Raw genomic sequence first — 17,929 nt, forward strand, 5'->3', positions numbered from 1 at the left:
TGTGCTTATCTATTTTTCCTTTATAATTTTGAAATATAAAATAAATCAGATGATAGCGAATCAATTATCAAAAGATCAGACCATAAGCGGATGGATCAATGGTTTCATAGGAGTTGTTCTTTTCGGAGGGTCATTACCTGCCACTAAGCTGGCTGTGATGGAAATGGATCCTATTTTTGTAACCACGGCACGTGCGACTATTGCAGGTATTCTTGCCCTTTCTGTGCTTTTATTATATAGAGAAAAGAGACCGGAGAGAAATCAGATCTTTTCATTAATTATAGTTTCAATAGGGTGTGTAATAGGTTTTCCGTTATTATCTTCCTTAGCGCTGCAATATATAACTTCTGCTCATTCCATTGTTTTTTTAGGTTTGCTTCCTCTTACAACAGCTATATTTGGGGTCATCCGTGGTGGCGAACGTCCTCAACCTATATTCTGGCTTTTTTCAGGTATCGGAAGTCTGTTGGTGATCGGTTATGCCATAGCACAGGGTATTTCGGCTTCTCCCATAGGCGATATTCTTATGTTAATTGGTGTTATTGTCTGCGGGCTAGGTTATGCAGAGGGTGCAAAACTCTCCAAGACTTTAGGTGGATGGCAGGTTATTTCCTGGGCTTTGGTATTGTCATTACCTGTTATGCTGCCTTTATGTATTATTTATTTTCCTTTGTCTGCCGTTGATATTCATGCACAAGCATGGGCCGGATTGGCTTATATCTCTCTTTTCAGTATGTTCATCGGCTTTATTTTCTGGTACCGGGGATTAGCACAGGGGGGAATAGCTTCAGTAGGACAGCTGCAGTTATTACAACCATTTTTCGGATTGGCTTTGGCTGCCTATTTTCTGAATGAGCAGATAAGTATAGGAATGATAGGTGTAACGTTAGGAGTTATCAGCTGTGTTGCTGCTACTAAAAAATTCCAGAAATAAGCATCCTTTAAAGTGAGGGCTTATGATTCAAGTCATAAACACTTAACATAATATTAAACTATTTTTGAAAACACACCACAAAATTTAATATTATGAAATTGATTGTAACACTCATCTTAAGTGTAGGATTTCTGGTCCTTAGCTGTAAGAAAGAGCCGCAAGCCCTGCCCACCAATATAGACAGCCTGAATACTGGTGACAGTATGGTTTCCGGCAATGCACAGGTAACTCCGGATTCCGGTGATACCACACTTCCCGTTGACAGTACATCCTACAATGTAGATTCCATTAAAAATAGCAAATAACTTATTCCACAAAGGCTATATTCTTCTTTGAGTTAATCATTGATGTTTTATTGATAAAATGTCAATAATCACTTTTTTCAGAAAGACTAAACAAATCGTTTGCTTAGTCCGGGGAAACTTTCCCAATAACTTAATCCGTAAATGATTTTATGGCTGATTCAGCATTACTTAACGAAACGGGAATACAGCTTACCCTGTTGCTTTTATTAATTATCATAATTGCGGGATTAACTATTGCCATCTTTAAATTTCTCTCTGTTTATGCCAATATATTAAAACGGAAAGAGGCTTTAGAAGCTCAAAAGAAAATAGAAAATCTTTCTGAGGAAGAACTGGAAAACCATGAACAACGCGATAGAGAACTCCATACCGAACTTCCCGAAAATAAGCTTTCCGGAAATATACCTGCTTCGGATGAAAGGGGAGTGATTCAGAATATCAACCTGGTGGAGGAATTGAGAGTATTTCCCACTAAAAGAAGAACATCCTCTTTTCAGAAGTATATTTCTCCTCAGCTTGGCAAACTGATCCTTTATTTTTTAGGAACAGCTATTTTTTGGCTGATCATAGGAACTACTTTTGGTTTATATGCAGGAATTAAATATGTAGCACCTGATGCAGATCACCTCAGTTGGCTAAGTTTTGGAAGATTACGACCTGCCCATACCAATGCTGTATTCTGGGGTTGGGCTTCATTGGCAATGGTAGGTTTATCCTATTATGTTGTGACAAGGGTAAGTAATGTAGAAGTTTATAACATCAGGCAAGGATATGTTTCTCTTATTCTGATCAATGCAGCCGTATTGGCAGGAACTATAAGTGTACTGGCGGGAGTAAACAACGGCGGTGGCGAATACCGGGAATATATCTGGCCCATTATGATTACATTCGGGATAGGAATTGCCGTTTCTCTCCATAATCTATTAAAACCTGTAGCGCAGAGGACTACCAAAGAGATCTATATTTCGAACTGGTATGTGATTTCAGGAACTATTTTCATTGTCATTGTGATAATAATAGGCTATACCCCGATATGGCAGAACGGAATAGGAGAGACCATTACACAGGGGTATTACATGCATCAGGCGATTGGGATGTGGTTTATGATGATCAATTTGGGATTGATGTATTATTTTCTCCCTCAACAGCTTAATAAGTCTATTTATTCCTATAGTCTAGGAGCGTTGGCTTTCTGGACCCATGTGTTATTTTATACTTTGATTGGTACTCATCATTTTATTTTCAGCTCCATTCCCTGGAGGTTGCAGACTACAGCTATTATCGCCAGTGCGGGCATGTTGATTCCGGTGGCTGCGGGGACAACCAATTTCTTGCTGACATTTAGCGGTTCCTGGTATCAGCTGAAAACAAGCTATACGCTTCCTTTTTATTTCATGTCGATTATCTTTTACTTTACAGGATCTTTTCAGGGAACGGTAGAAGCATTCAGGTATACCAATTTGCTTTGGCATTTCACGGATTTTACGGTTTCACATTCCCATCTTACGATGTATGGAATCATCACTTTTATGATCTGGGGCTTTTCCTATACATTAATTCCACGCCTTACCGGAAAAGAACCTCCGAAATTATGGGTAGGTATTCATTTCTGGCTTGCTTTAATAGGTTTGATGATGTACGTGATTGCATTAATGATCGGCGGAACCCAGACCGGAATGATGTGGATGAAGAAAAAACCTTTTATAGACGGTGTGATCAATATGTTCCCGTTTTGGCTTTGGAGAGCGATTGGCGGAACCATGATGTGGATTTCCCATCTTATTTTCGCTTATAATTTTTATCGGATGGTAAAAACAAAAGAAGAGGTAAAAATTCCAAGAACACCTGCAGAGATACTGGCTGCCAAGAAACAGTTAAGAAATACGGAGTTTAACCCTAAAAATGAAATATTATGATGTTCCTTTTTAATAATCATAAAATCTTTTTTGGGTCTGCAACGCTTCTTTTTGTATTCCTGACGCTTTACATTGCCATTATACCCGCTCTGGAAAACCAAAGGATCAATAAACCTTTACCAAGACAGATGAAATTATTGACGAAAGAAGAAAAAGCAGGCAAAATGGTATATATTGAAAACGGCTGTGTAGCCTGTCATACACAGCAGGTAAGAAACGTAGAAATGGATAATGTTTTTGGGAAAAGACCAAGCATTCCCGCAGATTTTTCAAACAATAGAAGAACAGATTTCTGGAGAAATACCGCGAACCTGATGGGAACCCAGCGAACCGGGCCCGACCTCACGAGCATCGGAGAAAGACAACCTAGTGCAGAATGGCACCTGATTCATTTATACCAGCCGAGAGCAGCAGTAGAAGCCTCCATCATGCCGGCTTATACCTGGCTTTTTATAGAACGGGATTATTTACAGCCCGGAGATGTAGAAGTAAAAGTTCCGGAAAAGTTCATCAAACATAAAAACAAAAAAATTGTAGCCACCCCGAAGGCTCTGCAATTAGTTGCTTACCTGAAATCATTAAAGCAGTCCGATTTTACCGATAAATCTATTGTTCCGCCATTTTTATACAAGCAAAAACAAAAAGAAGGTACAGGAACTGGAGGTACTGCCAATTTACCAGACGGTGCAGAATTATTTACCACCAATTGCGCAAGCTGTCATCAGGCTAACGGAGAAGGAGTTCCGGGAGCATTTCCTCCCCTCAAGAACAGTCCTGTGGTTACAGGAGGTAATCTGGAATTGTATGTAACCATCATTATGAAAGGCTATGATCCGAGACCTGAATTTGCTACCATGCCTCCGGTAGGAATGAATGCCAACTTCACTCCTGAAGATGTTACCGCCATTATGAATCATGAAAGAACAAGCTGGGGAAACAATGCTAAAAAAGTAACGGTAGAAGAAGTAAAAGTAATTATGGATAAAATAAAATGATCATGAAAAGTATCACCAAAAATATAAGTGTTTTTAGCTTGATGTTGTTTACAACTTACGTTTGGGCATGTGATGCCTGTAAGCTGCAACAACCGGAAATTACCCGCAACATCACACACGGAACGGGTCCGGAAAGCAATTGGGATTGGTTTATTATCGGAATTGTTATTTTAATCACCGTAATGGCTTTGGGATATTCCATAAAATACCTGATCAGTCCCGGAGAAAAAGATGAGAACCATATCAAATATTTCGTTCTGTCCAACAAAATGAAAGATCATGACTAAAGATAAAAGCAAAGTTTTCCTGTTTATAGACGACGAACCGGTTCCGATTGCGGAATTAGATACTCCCATCGTTTTTGATCTGGATACTAAAAAAATTGCTGATGGGGAACATGTTCTTACCATTGTGAGTCAATCTCCTTCCGGAAAAGAAGGCATAAAAAAAATACAATTTACCGTTGCCAACGGCCCATCCATAAAAGTGGAGGGGCTGAAAAACAAAGATTTGGTAGATGGTACATTGTCACTAATGATTAATGCGTATGATAAAGGGAACCAGAAAAGTTTTCTCATTAATGGAAGTGAAACCCCGCAAACCATCCCATTTTGGATATGGATCATTATTATTTTATTTATAGGATGGGCGGTTTATTATGAAATTACAAGTTATAACATTCAATAACTAGTGAAATAAATAAACATAATTAAAACAATATATCAATTTATAAAAATTTAACCTTATTTAACTCTTAAAAAAGGATAAGGGGTGTAATTTTTGCACTTATCTCACCAATACTTCCCAATTATATTTTACTAAGAAAGGATTAATACTGAGAAAAACATTAAAAAACGACTATTATGGTTATAAAAGAAGATATTTTGTACTCAGTGGGCGCAAGTATCAAAAATTATGAACCTTCAGAATTTATATTCACCGAAGGTGAAATGCCGAACTACTATTATCAGATCATAACAGGGGAAGTGAAACTGAATAATTACAACGAAGACGGAAAAGAGTTTATTCAAAATATTCTGTCGGACGGACAAAGCTGTGGAGAATCCCTCTTATTTATCCACAGACCATACCCTATGAACGCTGAGGCCCTCACGAAATGCAGCATTTTAAGACTTGCGAAATCAAAGTTTTTACAATTGCTGGACCAGTGTCCGAAATTGTTTATTGAAATCAGCAGCTTCATGTCTCAACGCCTGTATTATAAATTCATTATGATGCAGAATATTTCTTCACAAAGCCCGATGATAAGACTCAAAGGACTTTTGGATTATTTGAAAAGCTTTCAGGAAGATATAAGGCCTTATTCTTTTATGGTGCCATTAACAAGGCAGCAAATGGCAAGCTTAACAGGTCTTTGCGTAGAAACCGCCATAAGGACCATTAAGGGAATGGAGAGGGATAAAATCGTAAAAATCCAGGATCGTAAAATTTTATATTAAAGCCGGCTTCAATACTAAATTTTACGGTTTATTTTTTCTGAACATTAAAAATCACAAATTATGAAAACAGTAAGTTGTATGAACATCGATGAGACAGTTTTATACTCATTCGGTGCAGAAAGAAAACAGTATAAGAAAGGTGAACTGATTTATCGTGAAAACGATTATGCGTTGTATTACTTTCAGATCACAGAAGGAAAAGTGAAATTGAATAATTATAATGACGAAGGAAAAGAGTTTATTCACAATATCTTAGGCAAAAACCAAAGTTTTGGAGATTCATTGGTATTTCTGAATGAACAATATCCTATGAATGCTGTAGCTTTAACTCCAGTGGAGGTAATCCGGCTCCCTAAAAACGTTTTCATGGAATTGTTGAAAACACATCCTGAAATTTGCCTGGAAATGAATAAATGTCTGGCTCAAAAGCTATATTATAAATCATTGATGATTCACAATCTGGCATCACAAAGCCCTGTTACAAGGATAAAAGGTTTGCTGGACTATTTAAAAAGTTATCACACAGAAGATACACCCTACTCATACCTGGTGGAAATCACCAGACAACAATTGGCCAATCTTACCGGGCTACGAGTGGAAACAGTGATCCGTTTTCTAAAAAAAATGGAGAATGAAGGCATATTAAAGATAGAAAATAAGAAAATTCTTTATTAAAATGCCTGTTTATGACCCAGGTCATAAAAAAGTGAATTATTCTGTAGTACATTTGAGATATAAATTATTCAACTGTTCTTAAGACCTCATTAGAGGCAACATCTAAAGCTCTTTGGCTTTCCGTGTTCCATAATCAAAAATACACCACAACCATTGCTGCCTTATACTAGTCAGAGGCGGCAGTACATCACTTAATATTAATTTATAAAAAATTCAGTTATGAACACTAGAAATTCAAGAAATGGTAGTTCAAGGAACAATTCTTCTAACAATGACTCAAGGTCAACTCTTGAAGAAGTTTATCAATTAGGTTATGACCACGGTTATAATGACGCATCGCAAGATGAAGATTATGATGATGATTTCTCAGACTTTGAGGATTATTATGACGACTATGAAAATAGTTACGACGATGATGAAGACTATGAAGATGATTATGAGGATGACGAAGACTACGATGATGAAGATTATGATGATGAGGACGAAGACGATGAAGATGATGACAGAGGAAGAGGAGGCTCCAGAGGTGGAAGCAGAGGAAATAATAGAGGTAACCAGCAGAGAGACAGCCAGGGAAGATTTACTTCCGGTGGTAGTGGTAGAGGCGGTTCCCGTGGTAGAGGAAATTCAGGTTCCGGTTCAGGAAGCAGTGGAAGAAACAGCAGTGGAGGACGAGGACGATCTTCATCAGGAAACGGCACATCCAGAAGAGGTTTTGCTTCTATGAGTAAAGCTGAACGTACCAGAATCGCACGTATGGGAGGGCAAGCCTCTCATGGCGGTGGAAGAGGTAGAGGTTCAAATTCTGGATCAGGAGGAAATAATAGCGGTTCAGGTCGAGGTTCCGGCTCTGGAGATACATCAAGAAGAGGTTTCGCATCAATGAGTAAAGCCGAACGTACGAGAATCGCTCGTATGGGAGGACAAGCTTCTCATGGAGGTGGAAGATCTTCGGGTAGATCCGGATTTGGAGGCAGACGTAATAATTCATAATTCTTTTTCCAATGATTGCCTCTTTATTTTAATATAAAGGGGTAATCTTTTCAACCTTAAAACACCACATTACATTATGGCAACTAAAACAGCAGAAAATACCAACGCTACAACAGCTACAGAGAAAAAAGCTACCGTAGACAATGCAACTGTAAAATCCAGTGAAATGAAGAATTCTCCTCTGCATAAATTCTTTGTAGATGCACTTAAAGATATTTACTACGCGGAGAACGCAATCATTGATGCCCTTGGAAAATTGCAGGAAGCAGCTACTACAGAAGAACTGAAAGATGCTTTTGAAGACCATCAGCTTCAGACTAAAAAACATGTAAGCCGCCTGGAAAAAGTCTTCAAGTTGATCGATGAGAAACCTGAGAAAAAAGAATGTGAAGCCATAAAAGGCCTCATCAAAGAAGGCGAAGAAGTGATCAAATCTACTGAGGAAGGCTCTATGACCCGTGATGCGGCACTCATTATTGCAGCGCAAAAAGTAGAGCATTATGAAATTGCAACCTATGGCGGGCTTGCCCAACTGGCTATTACGATGGGACATGACAAAGCCGCAGATCTATTGGAAAAAACATTGCAGGAAGAAGAAGATACCGATTACAACCTTACTGAAATTGCCGAAACCTCTATCAATTTCGATGCAGAGCAGGAAGGATAATCTTAAAAACATACTAAGCCATGTAGAGGAAAACTCTATATGGCTTATCTAACCAAGAATACTCAAACCAATGGATAAACAGAAGATCTTAAAAACACTAAGGACTGAACACTTCATTAAAGTGCCCCACAAAGGAGATTGGTTTGAAGATGGAGCTGTGATCTATGCAAGAGAAATAAGAGAAAATATTTTCCTCCTATTCGTTATTTTAAAAGATGTGAATATTGAAAATATTCAGGCATTGATTGCACATTTTGATGATTTCAACAGCATAGGGATAAAAGATCCCATACAAGTCATGTTTTATCTATCCATCAAAAAAAAAGAAGATCTCCATTATTTTGAAAAGTATTTGAAAGTCCCTAATAACTAAAAACTTATTAAACTATGATTTTTGAAACTGACGCTTTAAAGTATTCTGATCTGAATAATAAAAACAATGTAATCGAAAATGAATCACTTTTTCCCAGTGTGATCAATTCTTACGGAGTAACGGCATTCCTGATAAAATCCCTGGAAAAAGTAAAGAACAATGCAAAATGTGAAATATTGAAAAAGGTGATAGATACCTATATCCAGGAGTACATTGTTCACATCAGCAAATACCACATTGAAAACTCGGAGAATATTGTTTATACTGATTCCGAGGTAAAAATGGATGACCCTTCTTTTACAATTTACGCCAAAACAGCTTATTATAAAGTTTTAAAAGAAGAAGAATACCTCAATAAACTATTAAACACACTGGATATAGAAAGAAATTATACAGAATAGTCGAAAAAAAAGCAAAGCGGTTTTTTAGCAGCTTTTTGAATCTTTGAAACACCAACCACAAAATATTTACGACATGGAAAAAGAAAATCAAAACAAAAAATTAGAGCAGTTAGATTCATTAAGCACGTCCAATGAGAACGAAAAACTAACTACCAATCAAGGCTTAAAAATCAACAATAACCAAGATTCCCTGAAGGCAGGTGACAGAGGACCTACTTTATTGGAAGATTTTATTTTAAGGGAAAAGATCACCCATTTCGATCATGAAAGAATTCCTGAAAGAATCGTTCATGCCCGTGGCTCAGGCGCCCATGGAGTTTTTAAATTGACCAAGAGCCTTGAAAAATACACGAAAGCCAGGTTTTTAAGCGAATTAGGGAAAGAAACTCCTGTTTTTGTAAGATTTTCCACTGTTGCAGGAAGCAGAGGGAGTACAGATTTGGCACGTGATGTAAGAGGCTTTGCCATTAAATTTTATACGGAAGAAGGAAATTATGATCTTGTGGCTAACAATATGCCTGTGTTTTTCATCCAGGATGCCATCAAATTTCCCGATTTGGTACACGCTGTAAAACCTGAACCGGACAATGAAATTCCACAAGCAGCTTCAGCACACGACACTTTCTGGGACTTTATTTCCCTAATGCCTGAAAGCATGCACATGATCATGTGGCTGATGAGCGACCGTGCCATTCCGAGAAGCTTCAGAATGATGGAAGGATTTGGAGTACACTCCTTTAAGTTTATTAATGAAGAAGGTGAGGCACATTTCGTAAAATTCCATCTTAAACCTAAATTAGGGGTACATTCTGTAGCCTGGGATGAAGCACAGAAGATTTCCGGGGTAGATCCGGATTTCCACAGACGAGATCTCTGGGAGGCCATTGAAAATGGAGCATTCCCTGAGTGGGATCTCGGAGTGCAGATCGTTCCAGAAGAAGATGAACATAAATTTGATTTCGATCTTCTGGATCCTACCAAAATCATTCCTGAGGAAGAAGTTCCGGTAGAACTGGTAGGAACCTTAACTTTAAATAAAAATCCTGATAACTTTTTTGCAGAAACAGAGCAGATTGCGTTTCATCCCGGCCATTTGGTTCCCGGTATAGATTTCAGCAATGATCCTTTATTGCAGGGAAGATTATTTTCATATACAGATACTCAGCTGTCAAGGCTGGGTTCACCCAATTTCCATGAAATTCCTATTAACAGATCCATCAGTACCGTTCACAACAATCAGCGGGACGGACACATGAGACAGCAGATCGTAAAAGGGAAAGTAAGCTATGAACCTAATTCGATCGGTAATGGATGTCCATTCCAGGCGATGATGCAGGAAGGCGGGTTTGCCTCTCACCAGGAAAAAGTTTCCGGAAGCAAAGTGAGAGAACGTAGCAAAAGCTTCGTAGACCATTATTCTCAGGCAAAACTATTTTACAATAGCCAGTCGACACCGGAAAAAATGCACCTTCAGAATGCGCTTATTTTCGAGCTGTCTAAAGTCACTATTCCTGAAATAAGAGAAAGAATGGTTGGTCAGCTCGCTTTTATTGATATGTTCTTAGCATGGAGAGTAGCGGAAAAGCTAGGGTTGGAAGTCAAAAAACTGGACTGGCCAAATCAAAGCTTACCGGCCGATAGCAATATCATAGAACTGCAAAGCGAAGAAAGAGAGCCTCATACCAAAATTTCTGAAGCTTTAAGCATGCAGAATACCGTAAAGGATACCATCAAAAGTCGAAAAATAGGCTTCATCATGGGAAATGGAGCAGATGCGGAAGCTATCACTACGTTGAAAAACAAGCTTGAAGAAGCGGGAGCCGTAGTTGAAATTATTGCTCCAAGCTTAGCCCCGGTGAAAACTAATGACGGCACGGTGTTTATTCCAAAGCACTCCCTTACCAGTACAGCAAGTGTATGTTTTGATGCCTTATATATCGCTTCAGGAGAAAGCTCCGTACAAGAGCTCCTCATTCCGGAAAACAAACATCTGGTCCTGCATTTTATCAATGAAGCGTATAAACACTGTAAAGCCATCTATTTCGGTGCTGAAACAGATATGCTTTACAAAAGCAGCAATGTAAGTTTAAGAAAACATGAAGACCCAGCCATTATTAATATAAGAGAGAATAATCCTGATGATCAATTTATAGATGCCATTTCCAAGCACAGGGTATGGGATCTTGAATTGGAACGAAATACCCATGCTTAAATAATTGAACACCCTTCACACCACACAACCACTTAAAAATATTAAAATTATGAAAGCAGCAGTTTTTCACGCTCCGGGCACCATCACCTGTGATACGGTAGATGATCCGGTGATTCAGGATGCTAACGACATCATCTTAAGAGTAACCTCCACAGCTATTTGCGGCAGCGATCTTCATATGTATTCCGGAGGAATTCCCCAGGCGAGACCTATGGTAATGGGGCATGAATTCATGGGAATTGTAGAAGAGAGAGAGGGAAAAACATCGATGATGTTGCAAAAGGCTATGAAATCTTCAATAAAAAAGAAGACGGATGTGTAAAAGTAGTGCTTGACCCGTGGAAATAGTCAGCATTATAAAAATAATTTAAACTTATCACTTAATATAAATGCCATGGAATTTCAAAAAAATCTTTTAGAATATATAAGCGAGTCATTAATGACTACAGATGAAACCATATCTATTGCAGAAAGTGTTACCTCAGGCTTATTACAGCTTGCTTTTTCACAAATGCCCAATGCTTCTCTTTTTTACAAAGGAGGGATCACAGCATACACATTACCCGAAAAAGTGAGACTTTTAAATGTCGACAGATCAGAAGCTGAAGAATGCGATTGTGTTTCAGAAAATATTGCTGAAACTATGGCATTAAATGTTGCAGAACTGTTTAAAACAGACTGGTCTATTGCCACCACAGGATATTGTACGCCTATACGAAACTCTTCATATAAAATTTTTGCTTACTTCTCCTTTGCTTACAAAGGAGAGATCATTCTCACGAAAAAACTTGAACTGCACCCCAAAACTCAAGCCCTGAATGCTCAGTTATATTATACAGAATTCATTTTGGGGTGCTTTAAAAGTGAAATGAACAGGCTATTAATATTAAAATAGAAACTATGCAACGTAAAAATCAATATGCCCTGATTACAGGAGCCACCAGCGGAATTGGATATGAACTGGCGAAATTATTTGCCAAAGACGGATACGATCTTGTAATTGTAGCCCGAAATCACGAGGATCTTAATAAAAGAGCCGAAGAATTCAAAAAATACGGCGTAAATGTTATTTGTATTTCAAAAAACCTATTCCTGCAAGATGAAGCGTATTCATTGTATTCAGAACTTAAACTGAACGGAATAAGTCCCGAAATCATTGTCAATGATGCAGGACAGGGGGTATATGGTAAATTTCAGGATACGGACATTCACAGAGAAGTGGATATCATCAATCTCAACATTATTTCAGTCATCATATTAACCAAATTGTTTATTAAGGACCGACTTCCAAAAGGATCCGGAAAAATCCTGAATCTGGCCTCCATTGCCAGCAAAGCTCCGGGTCCTTGGCATTCGGTGTATCATGGTACAAAAGCGTTTGTATTATCCTGGTCGGAAGCAATTCGGGAAGAATTAAAAGACACGGGAATTACCGTAACGGCACTGTTACCCGGACCAACAGATACCGATTTCTTTAATAAAGCCGATATGAACGATAGTAAAATCCTCGAGGATAAAGATAATCTGGCCTCTCCGGAAGAAGTGGCGATGGATGGATTTAATGCCCTCATGAATGGTGATGATAAGGTAATTTCAGGAATGAAAAATAAGCTGAATGCTGCAATGATCAATATTACGACTGACAGTATGGCAGCACACAGAATGGGAGAAATGCAAAAACCGGTAACTGAAAAATAATAAAGTATGGGGAACTTAAAATTATTGGACAAATCAGTCCTTATTACAGGGGCGGATAGTGGAATTGGCAAAGCAACCGCTTTACTATTCGCTAAGGAAGGAGCAGATATCGCCATTATTTATCATGACGACGACGGAAGTGCTGAACAAACCAAAAACGAGATTACTGCACTAGGAAGAAAATGCATCCTTTTTCCGGGAGATATCAACGACTATGAATTTTGCGAACAGACCGTTGAGAAAGTAATTTCCGAATTAGGGAAAATTGATATCCTGATCAACAATGCAGGGGTACAATTCCCTTCGGATAATATTGAAGATCTTGAAGAGGAAAATATCAGAAAAACCTTCGATTCTAATATTGTAGGGATGATTTTGCTGACAAAAGTTGTATTTCCCTACTTAAAAGAAGGCGGAAGCATTGTGAACACCACTTCTGCCGTAGCCTATCAGGGGCATCCTGAGTTACTGGATTATTCTGCAACCAAAGGGGCTATTGTTTCTTTCACCCGCTCTCTTGCACTGCAGGCGAAGCAGAAAGGAATCCGGGTAAATGCGGTTGCTCCCGGACCGGTAGCCACACCACTAACAAAAGAAACATTCGGAGAGGAAGAAGAAGACGAAAGCAAACCGCCTTTACAGCGAAATGCTTCTACGGAAGAAATTGCTCCCAGCTTTTTATTCCTCGTCTCAGATGATGCTGCCCAAATCACGGGGCAGGTAATTCATCCTAACGGAGGTTTAATTGTTAACGGTTAAAAATTATGAACGGAATCATCATTCAATTCTTCCATTGGTATCATCCGGGTAATCTTTGGAACGAATTTATAGAAAAATCGGACTATCTGAAAAGCCTTGGCTTTACGGCGGTATGGCTGCCTCCGGCATACAAATGTGATTTGGGGAAGGAAGGAAGAGGCTATGATGTATATGATCTGTATGATTTAGGAGAATTTGATCAAAAAGGTGGAATTCCCACAAGATATGGAACCAAAGAAGAATACCTGAATGCCATCAAAAAAGCTCAGGAATCCGGAATGTCCGTCTATGCGGATATTGTTTTGAATCATAGAATGGGTGGGGATGAAGCGGAAGAAATTACGATACATCGTGTGAATGAAGAAGACCGTAATCAAGTCTTAGGAGACCCATTCACTGCAAACGCTTTCACCAAATTCACTTTTCCCGGCAGAAATGGAACATACTCTCAGTTTATATGGGATTATCAATGCTTCAGCGGTATAGATGCCATTCAAAAAGACGGGGAAGAAATAAAAGGCGTTTTCAAGATTCACAATGAGTATGGAACAGAATGGAATGATGCAGTAAGTCATCAGTTTGGCAATTATGATTACCTCATGGGTGCCGACGTGGAATACCGTAATCCGTATGTTGTTGAAGAATTGAAAAACTGGATCAAATGGTATCTCGATACTACCAAAGTGAACGGAATACGGCTGGATGCATTAAAACATATTCCCTCGGATTTTTTAAAAGACTGGGTTTCCTACATTAAAACAGAAATTGCTCCGAACTGTTTTATCTTAGGTGAATTCTGGAAAGATGAAGCGGATAAAATATCCGATTTTTTTGACAGGATGGATAATCTTTTATCGTGTTTTGATGCTCCGCTTCATTATAATTTTTTTACAGCTTCCAAAGAAGGTAAAGATTATGATCTCACAAAGATCCTGGAAAATACATTTTTAAAGGAAAACCCTTTATTCTCCGTTTCCTTTGTTGAAAATCATGACACCCAGAAATTCCAGGCACTGGAATCCAGCGTTGCGGACTGGTTCAAACCTATGGCTTATGCCATTATACTGCTTTCAAAAGAAGCTTACCCATGTGTTTTCTATCCGGATCTTTTTGGAGCAGAATACACAGAAATGAAAGATGACCAGGAAGTCAATGTGATCATCCCTAAGCTGGAAGTTTTGTCGGCTTTATTGCAGGTAAGACAGCAGTTTGCGTACGGTGAGCAGATAGACTATTTCGATCATCCTAATTGTATTGCCTGGGTAAGAACCGGAGACAGCGAACATCCGGGCTGTGTAGTCGTCATTTCAAACAGTGATGAAGGGTATAAAGAAATAGAGTTGGGAGCGGAACACGCTCATGCCCAATACACCGATTTCTTACAGCAGAGAAATGATACCGTAACATTGGATGAAAACGGAAAAGGTACTTTCCGGGTCAATGTAAAATCCGTAAGCGTATGGATAAAAAATCAATAAATTATTTATTATAAATATTAAATACCATTAAAGAATTATGAAAACAACCGCTATTATCATGTTAGGATTTTTATGTCTTTCATTGCCCTCTGCTTGTAAATGCGAGCCGGATGATGAGGAAACCCCAAATCCAAAAGAAAGTTCATCCTGGAACAATGAAGATTCCGGAAAAACAGACAATGATACAGTAATCATTAGACACTAAGCCGGAAAATAATGGTCTTCGGCTGTAAACTACACTTTGAATTTAAAAAGGAAAGATGATGTACAGAGATGGCACCAGAAAAAGCATTTGGCAGGAGGAAATCAAAAGATTTTCCTCGGATACGGATCTCAATCAACCCTTTGATGTTGCAATCGTGGGGGGAGGAATTACAGGCGCATCTACTGCCTTACAACTACAACGGTCCGGAAAAAAATGTATTCTTGTTGAAGCCGCCAACATTGGTTTTGGAACCACAGGAGGTACTACAGCCCACTTGGATGATTTTTTTGATACTACGTATGCACAGGCGATCAGTGATTTCGGACTGGATCAGGCAAAATTGCTTGCAGAAGCCGGAAAAGATGCTATGCGTATTATCGAATCCAACATCTCAGGATTCAATATCCAGTGTGATTTTGAAAAGAAAGTGGCCTATCTCTTTGCCCTGGATGAAAAACAGGCCAAACAATTGGATGATATGGTGGAAGCAAGCTCAAAAGTGGGACATATCATGGAATATACCGATCAGATCCCATTTCCCATTCCTTTTGAAAAAGCCGTAATCATCCCGGATCAGGGACAGTTTCATCCTATAAAATACATTAAAGCCTTATGTGAAGCTTTTATGAGTGCAGGCGGAAACATCGTTGAAGATTGCCTTTGCGAAAGCCATGAGGAAGATAATGACCAAGTAATAATCAGTACCTCAAAAGGAAAAATCAATGTTCAGCAAGTTGTATATGCTACTCACATTCCTCCCGGTGTCAATAAGCTTCATTTCACCAATGCTCCTTACCGAAGCTATGTCATTGCGTTCGGTTTAAAGGATAATGACTACACCCAGCAATTAGGATATGATCTTTCCGATCCTTATCATTATTACCGGATCCATGAGATTAATGGTGAAAAATTGCTGATCGCAGGAGGGGAAGACCATAAAACAGGCCATACGGAAGATACAGGAGAATGCTTCACCCGGCTTGAAAATTATGTCCGTCAGTATTTTGACCTTGATATTCCTTATTACAGCTGGTCCAGTCAATATTACGAGCCTGTGGATGGGCTTCCCTATATCGGGAAAATGCCCGGAAGCAATGGGCGGACCTATATAGCAACCGGTTTCAGGGGAAATGGGATGATGTTCGGGAGCTTATCTTCACAAATCCTTACAGACCTGATTGTAAATGGCAGCAGCAAATACGAAAAACTGTTTGATCCCGGAAGAATAAAAGTAGGAGCCGGGTTTACCAATTTTGTCAAAGAAAATGCCGAAGTCGTCTTTGATTTCGTAAAAGATAAACTAACAAGAGAATATATACGCTCATTAGAAGAGATTAAAGAAGGAGAAGCTAAAATTATCTGGTATGATGGAGATTCCTATGCTTTATATAAAGAATCCGGAGGAAAGCTTCATGCCCTGAAAAGCACCTGTCCGCATGCGTATTGCGAAGTCCGATGGAACAGCGCGGAACTCACCTGGGATTGCCCTTGTCACGGATCTCGTTTCAGTGTTAATGGCAGAATACTTACAGGTCCAACCGTAGAAAATTTACGCAGAATTGATCTAGAAGCAGATAATTAGTTTTAAAAAAAGTAATATGTCTAAGAAGAGTTTTTTCCAGCGCAACAGCCTGAGTATTGTTTTGATAACATTAATGCTGATTTGTTTAACCGCACAGTTTTTCACAGGCTGGAAAACAGAAAATAAAGAACTGGCGGAAAACGGAGAAGCCGCACTCAGCATAGGAGAATATGTGCAAAGCGGTCATTTTATCCAGGCAACTTTTGAAAACTGGGAAAGTGAATTTCTACAGATGATGCTGTATATTTTGCTTACCGTCTCCTTAAGGCAGATTGGTTCCAGTGAATCCAAATCCATGGAAGGCGAAGAAGATGTGGATAAAGAACCGGAGCCGCATCCCAATGCACCGTGGCCTGTAAAAAAAGGAGGATTCTGGCTTGCAATTTATCAACACTCATTGTCACTGGCTTTTGCTATTTTATTTATCATCAGCTTTATTCTTCATTTTTATGGAAGCCTTAAAGATTTCAATACCGAGCAAATCTCAAAAAATGAGCCTGTAGTGAGTGCCAAAGAATACATTACGGAATCCCGTTTCTGGTTTGAATCCTTCCAAAACTGGCAGAGCGAATTTTTAGCCGTAGCATCCATTGTTATTCTGTCTATATGGCTCCGGGAAAAAGGTTCCCCGGAATCCAAGCCGGTAGATATGCCACATAATGAAAACCCATAAAAAACAAAAGCTCCCCAATACCTGGAGAGCCTTTGCCATATCGAAATGATTGATTATATCGTTGCGTTGCCTTCTACACCGTCAGCATTATTCGTTTTTATCCCGGTGATTGCTGAAGTTACGAAACTTAATAAGCTTACTAGTTTACCGGCTCTTGTATCCCAATAATAACTGTCTTTAGGTTCCACGCGGATAATGGATACATTCGGATCATCTTTACCGTCAAACCACGGTTTGGCCATCACAGACCATTTTTCCTCAATGGTAGCCTTATCGGTATATACTGAAGCGGTTCCATACACAGAAAGATACTGTGAATCATCGTTATTCATAAAGAAGAGCTGCACTCTGCGGTCTTCCTTGATTTCAAAATTCTTATTACTGGCTTCACTGCTGATGAACCATAAATTTCCACTGTCGTCCGCTTCCTTTAAAGTCATAGGGCGGGAATTCACGGGTACTTTTTCCAATTCCGTACAAAACATACAGATTCTGGCGTTCGTCGCAAGTTCCTGTATCTTTTTAATGGCCTCAAGATGGGTAAGATTTTGTGTTGACATAATATTAATATTTTAAGTGATGAGTTGAAAGAAATACAGCATT

At 39.0% G+C, this 17,929-nt stretch carries 22 protein-coding genes; 21 read left to right on the forward strand and 1 reads right to left on the reverse strand.

The window, feature by feature from the left end; all coding sequences use genetic code 11:
• Positions 1 to 49: 49 nt before the first annotated feature.
• The 21 genes from EGI05_RS02290 to EGI05_RS02385 all read left to right on the forward strand — a co-directional run bounded on the left by EGI05_RS02290 (position 50) and on the right by EGI05_RS02385 (position 17,326).
• Positions 50 to 934 (forward strand): DMT family transporter, encoded by an 885-nt coding sequence (locus EGI05_RS02290; RefSeq protein WP_123262552.1) that lies wholly within the window; start codon positions 50 to 52, stop codon positions 932 to 934.
• Between the two features lie 92 nt (positions 935 to 1,026).
• Entirely contained in the window at positions 1,027 to 1,239 is a 213-nt protein-coding gene (locus EGI05_RS02295; RefSeq protein WP_123261448.1) for a hypothetical protein, read from the forward strand.
• Positions 1,240 to 1,388: 149 nt separating this feature from the next.
• The gene (locus EGI05_RS02300) at positions 1,389 to 3,155 is read left to right on the forward strand and encodes a cbb3-type cytochrome c oxidase subunit I (RefSeq protein ID WP_123261449.1); all 1,767 of its coding nucleotides are present in this window, start codon (positions 1,389 to 1,391) and stop codon (positions 3,153 to 3,155) included.
• On the forward strand, positions 3,152 to 4,150 hold the full coding sequence (locus EGI05_RS02305; protein ID WP_228428533.1) for a cbb3-type cytochrome c oxidase subunit II: 999 nt from the start codon (positions 3,152 to 3,154) through the stop codon (positions 4,148 to 4,150). The genes EGI05_RS02300 and EGI05_RS02305 overlap by 4 nt, the downstream gene beginning before the upstream one ends.
• A 2-nt stretch (positions 4,151 to 4,152) precedes the next feature.
• On the forward strand, positions 4,153 to 4,437 hold the full coding sequence (locus tag EGI05_RS02310; protein WP_228428534.1) for a hypothetical protein: 285 nt from the start codon (positions 4,153 to 4,155) through the stop codon (positions 4,435 to 4,437).
• The gene (locus EGI05_RS02315) at positions 4,430 to 4,837 is read left to right on the forward strand and encodes a cytochrome C (protein ID WP_123261451.1); all 408 of its coding nucleotides are present in this window, start codon (positions 4,430 to 4,432) and stop codon (positions 4,835 to 4,837) included. The genes EGI05_RS02310 and EGI05_RS02315 overlap by 8 nt, the downstream gene beginning before the upstream one ends.
• A 176-nt stretch (positions 4,838 to 5,013) precedes the next feature.
• On the forward strand, positions 5,014 to 5,610 hold the full coding sequence (locus EGI05_RS02320) for a Crp/Fnr family transcriptional regulator (RefSeq protein ID WP_123261452.1): 597 nt from the start codon (positions 5,014 to 5,016) through the stop codon (positions 5,608 to 5,610).
• A 60-nt stretch (positions 5,611 to 5,670) separates the two neighbouring features.
• Positions 5,671 to 6,285 carry a Crp/Fnr family transcriptional regulator gene (locus tag EGI05_RS02325; protein ID WP_228428535.1) on the forward strand — a complete coding sequence of 205 codons (615 nt, stop codon included), beginning with the start codon at positions 5,671 to 5,673 and terminating at the stop codon, positions 6,283 to 6,285.
• Between the two features lie 219 nt (positions 6,286 to 6,504).
• A complete protein-coding gene (locus EGI05_RS02330; protein WP_123261453.1) occupies positions 6,505 to 7,278 on the forward strand; it encodes a KGG domain-containing protein in 774 nt (257 codons plus the stop codon).
• 76 nt (positions 7,279 to 7,354) lie between these two features.
• Complete coding sequence (locus tag EGI05_RS02335; protein WP_123261454.1) at positions 7,355 to 7,945, forward strand: ferritin-like domain-containing protein; 591 nt, start codon at positions 7,355 to 7,357, stop codon at positions 7,943 to 7,945.
• A 70-nt stretch (positions 7,946 to 8,015) separates the two neighbouring features.
• A complete protein-coding gene (locus tag EGI05_RS02340; RefSeq protein ID WP_123261455.1) occupies positions 8,016 to 8,318 on the forward strand; it encodes a hypothetical protein in 303 nt (100 codons plus the stop codon).
• A 14-nt stretch (positions 8,319 to 8,332) separates the two neighbouring features.
• Positions 8,333 to 8,719 carry a hypothetical protein gene (locus EGI05_RS02345; RefSeq protein ID WP_123261456.1) on the forward strand — a complete coding sequence of 129 codons (387 nt, stop codon included), beginning with the start codon at positions 8,333 to 8,335 and terminating at the stop codon, positions 8,717 to 8,719.
• 73 nt (positions 8,720 to 8,792) lie between these two features.
• Complete coding sequence (locus EGI05_RS02350; protein WP_123261457.1) at positions 8,793 to 10,931, forward strand: catalase; 2,139 nt, start codon at positions 8,793 to 8,795, stop codon at positions 10,929 to 10,931.
• Between the two features lie 49 nt (positions 10,932 to 10,980).
• Positions 10,981 to 11,253 (forward strand): alcohol dehydrogenase catalytic domain-containing protein, encoded by a 273-nt coding sequence (locus tag EGI05_RS02355; RefSeq protein ID WP_228428536.1) that lies wholly within the window; start codon positions 10,981 to 10,983, stop codon positions 11,251 to 11,253.
• A 72-nt stretch (positions 11,254 to 11,325) separates the two neighbouring features.
• Positions 11,326 to 11,826, forward strand: coding sequence for a CinA family protein (locus EGI05_RS02360; RefSeq protein ID WP_123261458.1), 501 nt, complete (start codon positions 11,326 to 11,328; stop codon positions 11,824 to 11,826).
• Positions 11,827 to 11,831: 5 nt separating this feature from the next.
• Positions 11,832 to 12,629: an SDR family NAD(P)-dependent oxidoreductase gene (locus tag EGI05_RS02365; RefSeq protein ID WP_123261459.1), complete on the forward strand. Its 798-nt coding sequence runs from the start codon at positions 11,832 to 11,834 to the stop codon at positions 12,627 to 12,629.
• A gap of 6 nt (positions 12,630 to 12,635) precedes the next feature.
• Entirely contained in the window at positions 12,636 to 13,388 is a 753-nt protein-coding gene (locus EGI05_RS02370; RefSeq protein WP_123261460.1) for an SDR family oxidoreductase, read from the forward strand.
• A gap of 5 nt (positions 13,389 to 13,393) precedes the next feature.
• Positions 13,394 to 14,866 (forward strand): alpha-amylase, encoded by a 1,473-nt coding sequence (locus EGI05_RS02375; protein WP_123261461.1) that lies wholly within the window; start codon positions 13,394 to 13,396, stop codon positions 14,864 to 14,866.
• Between the two features lie 37 nt (positions 14,867 to 14,903).
• Positions 14,904 to 15,071 (forward strand): hypothetical protein, encoded by a 168-nt coding sequence (locus EGI05_RS17930; RefSeq protein WP_166668315.1) that lies wholly within the window; start codon positions 14,904 to 14,906, stop codon positions 15,069 to 15,071.
• Between the two features lie 55 nt (positions 15,072 to 15,126).
• On the forward strand, positions 15,127 to 16,653 hold the full coding sequence (locus EGI05_RS02380; protein ID WP_123261462.1) for an FAD-dependent oxidoreductase: 1,527 nt from the start codon (positions 15,127 to 15,129) through the stop codon (positions 16,651 to 16,653).
• Positions 16,654 to 16,669: 16 nt separating this feature from the next.
• Positions 16,670 to 17,326 carry a DUF6766 family protein gene (locus tag EGI05_RS02385; RefSeq protein ID WP_123261463.1) on the forward strand — a complete coding sequence of 219 codons (657 nt, stop codon included), beginning with the start codon at positions 16,670 to 16,672 and terminating at the stop codon, positions 17,324 to 17,326.
• Between the two features lie 53 nt (positions 17,327 to 17,379).
• Here the strand turns inward: EGI05_RS02385 and EGI05_RS02390 are convergent, their stop codons facing one another.
• Positions 17,380 to 17,886: a pyridoxamine 5'-phosphate oxidase family protein gene (locus EGI05_RS02390; protein ID WP_123261464.1), complete on the reverse strand. Its 507-nt coding sequence runs from the start codon at positions 17,884 to 17,886 to the stop codon at positions 17,380 to 17,382.
• Positions 17,887 to 17,929: the final 43 nt, after the last annotated feature.

It is taken from the genome of Chryseobacterium daecheongense, assembly GCF_003729955.1.
Lineage (GTDB): Bacteria > Bacteroidota > Bacteroidia > Flavobacteriales > Weeksellaceae > Chryseobacterium > Chryseobacterium daecheongense.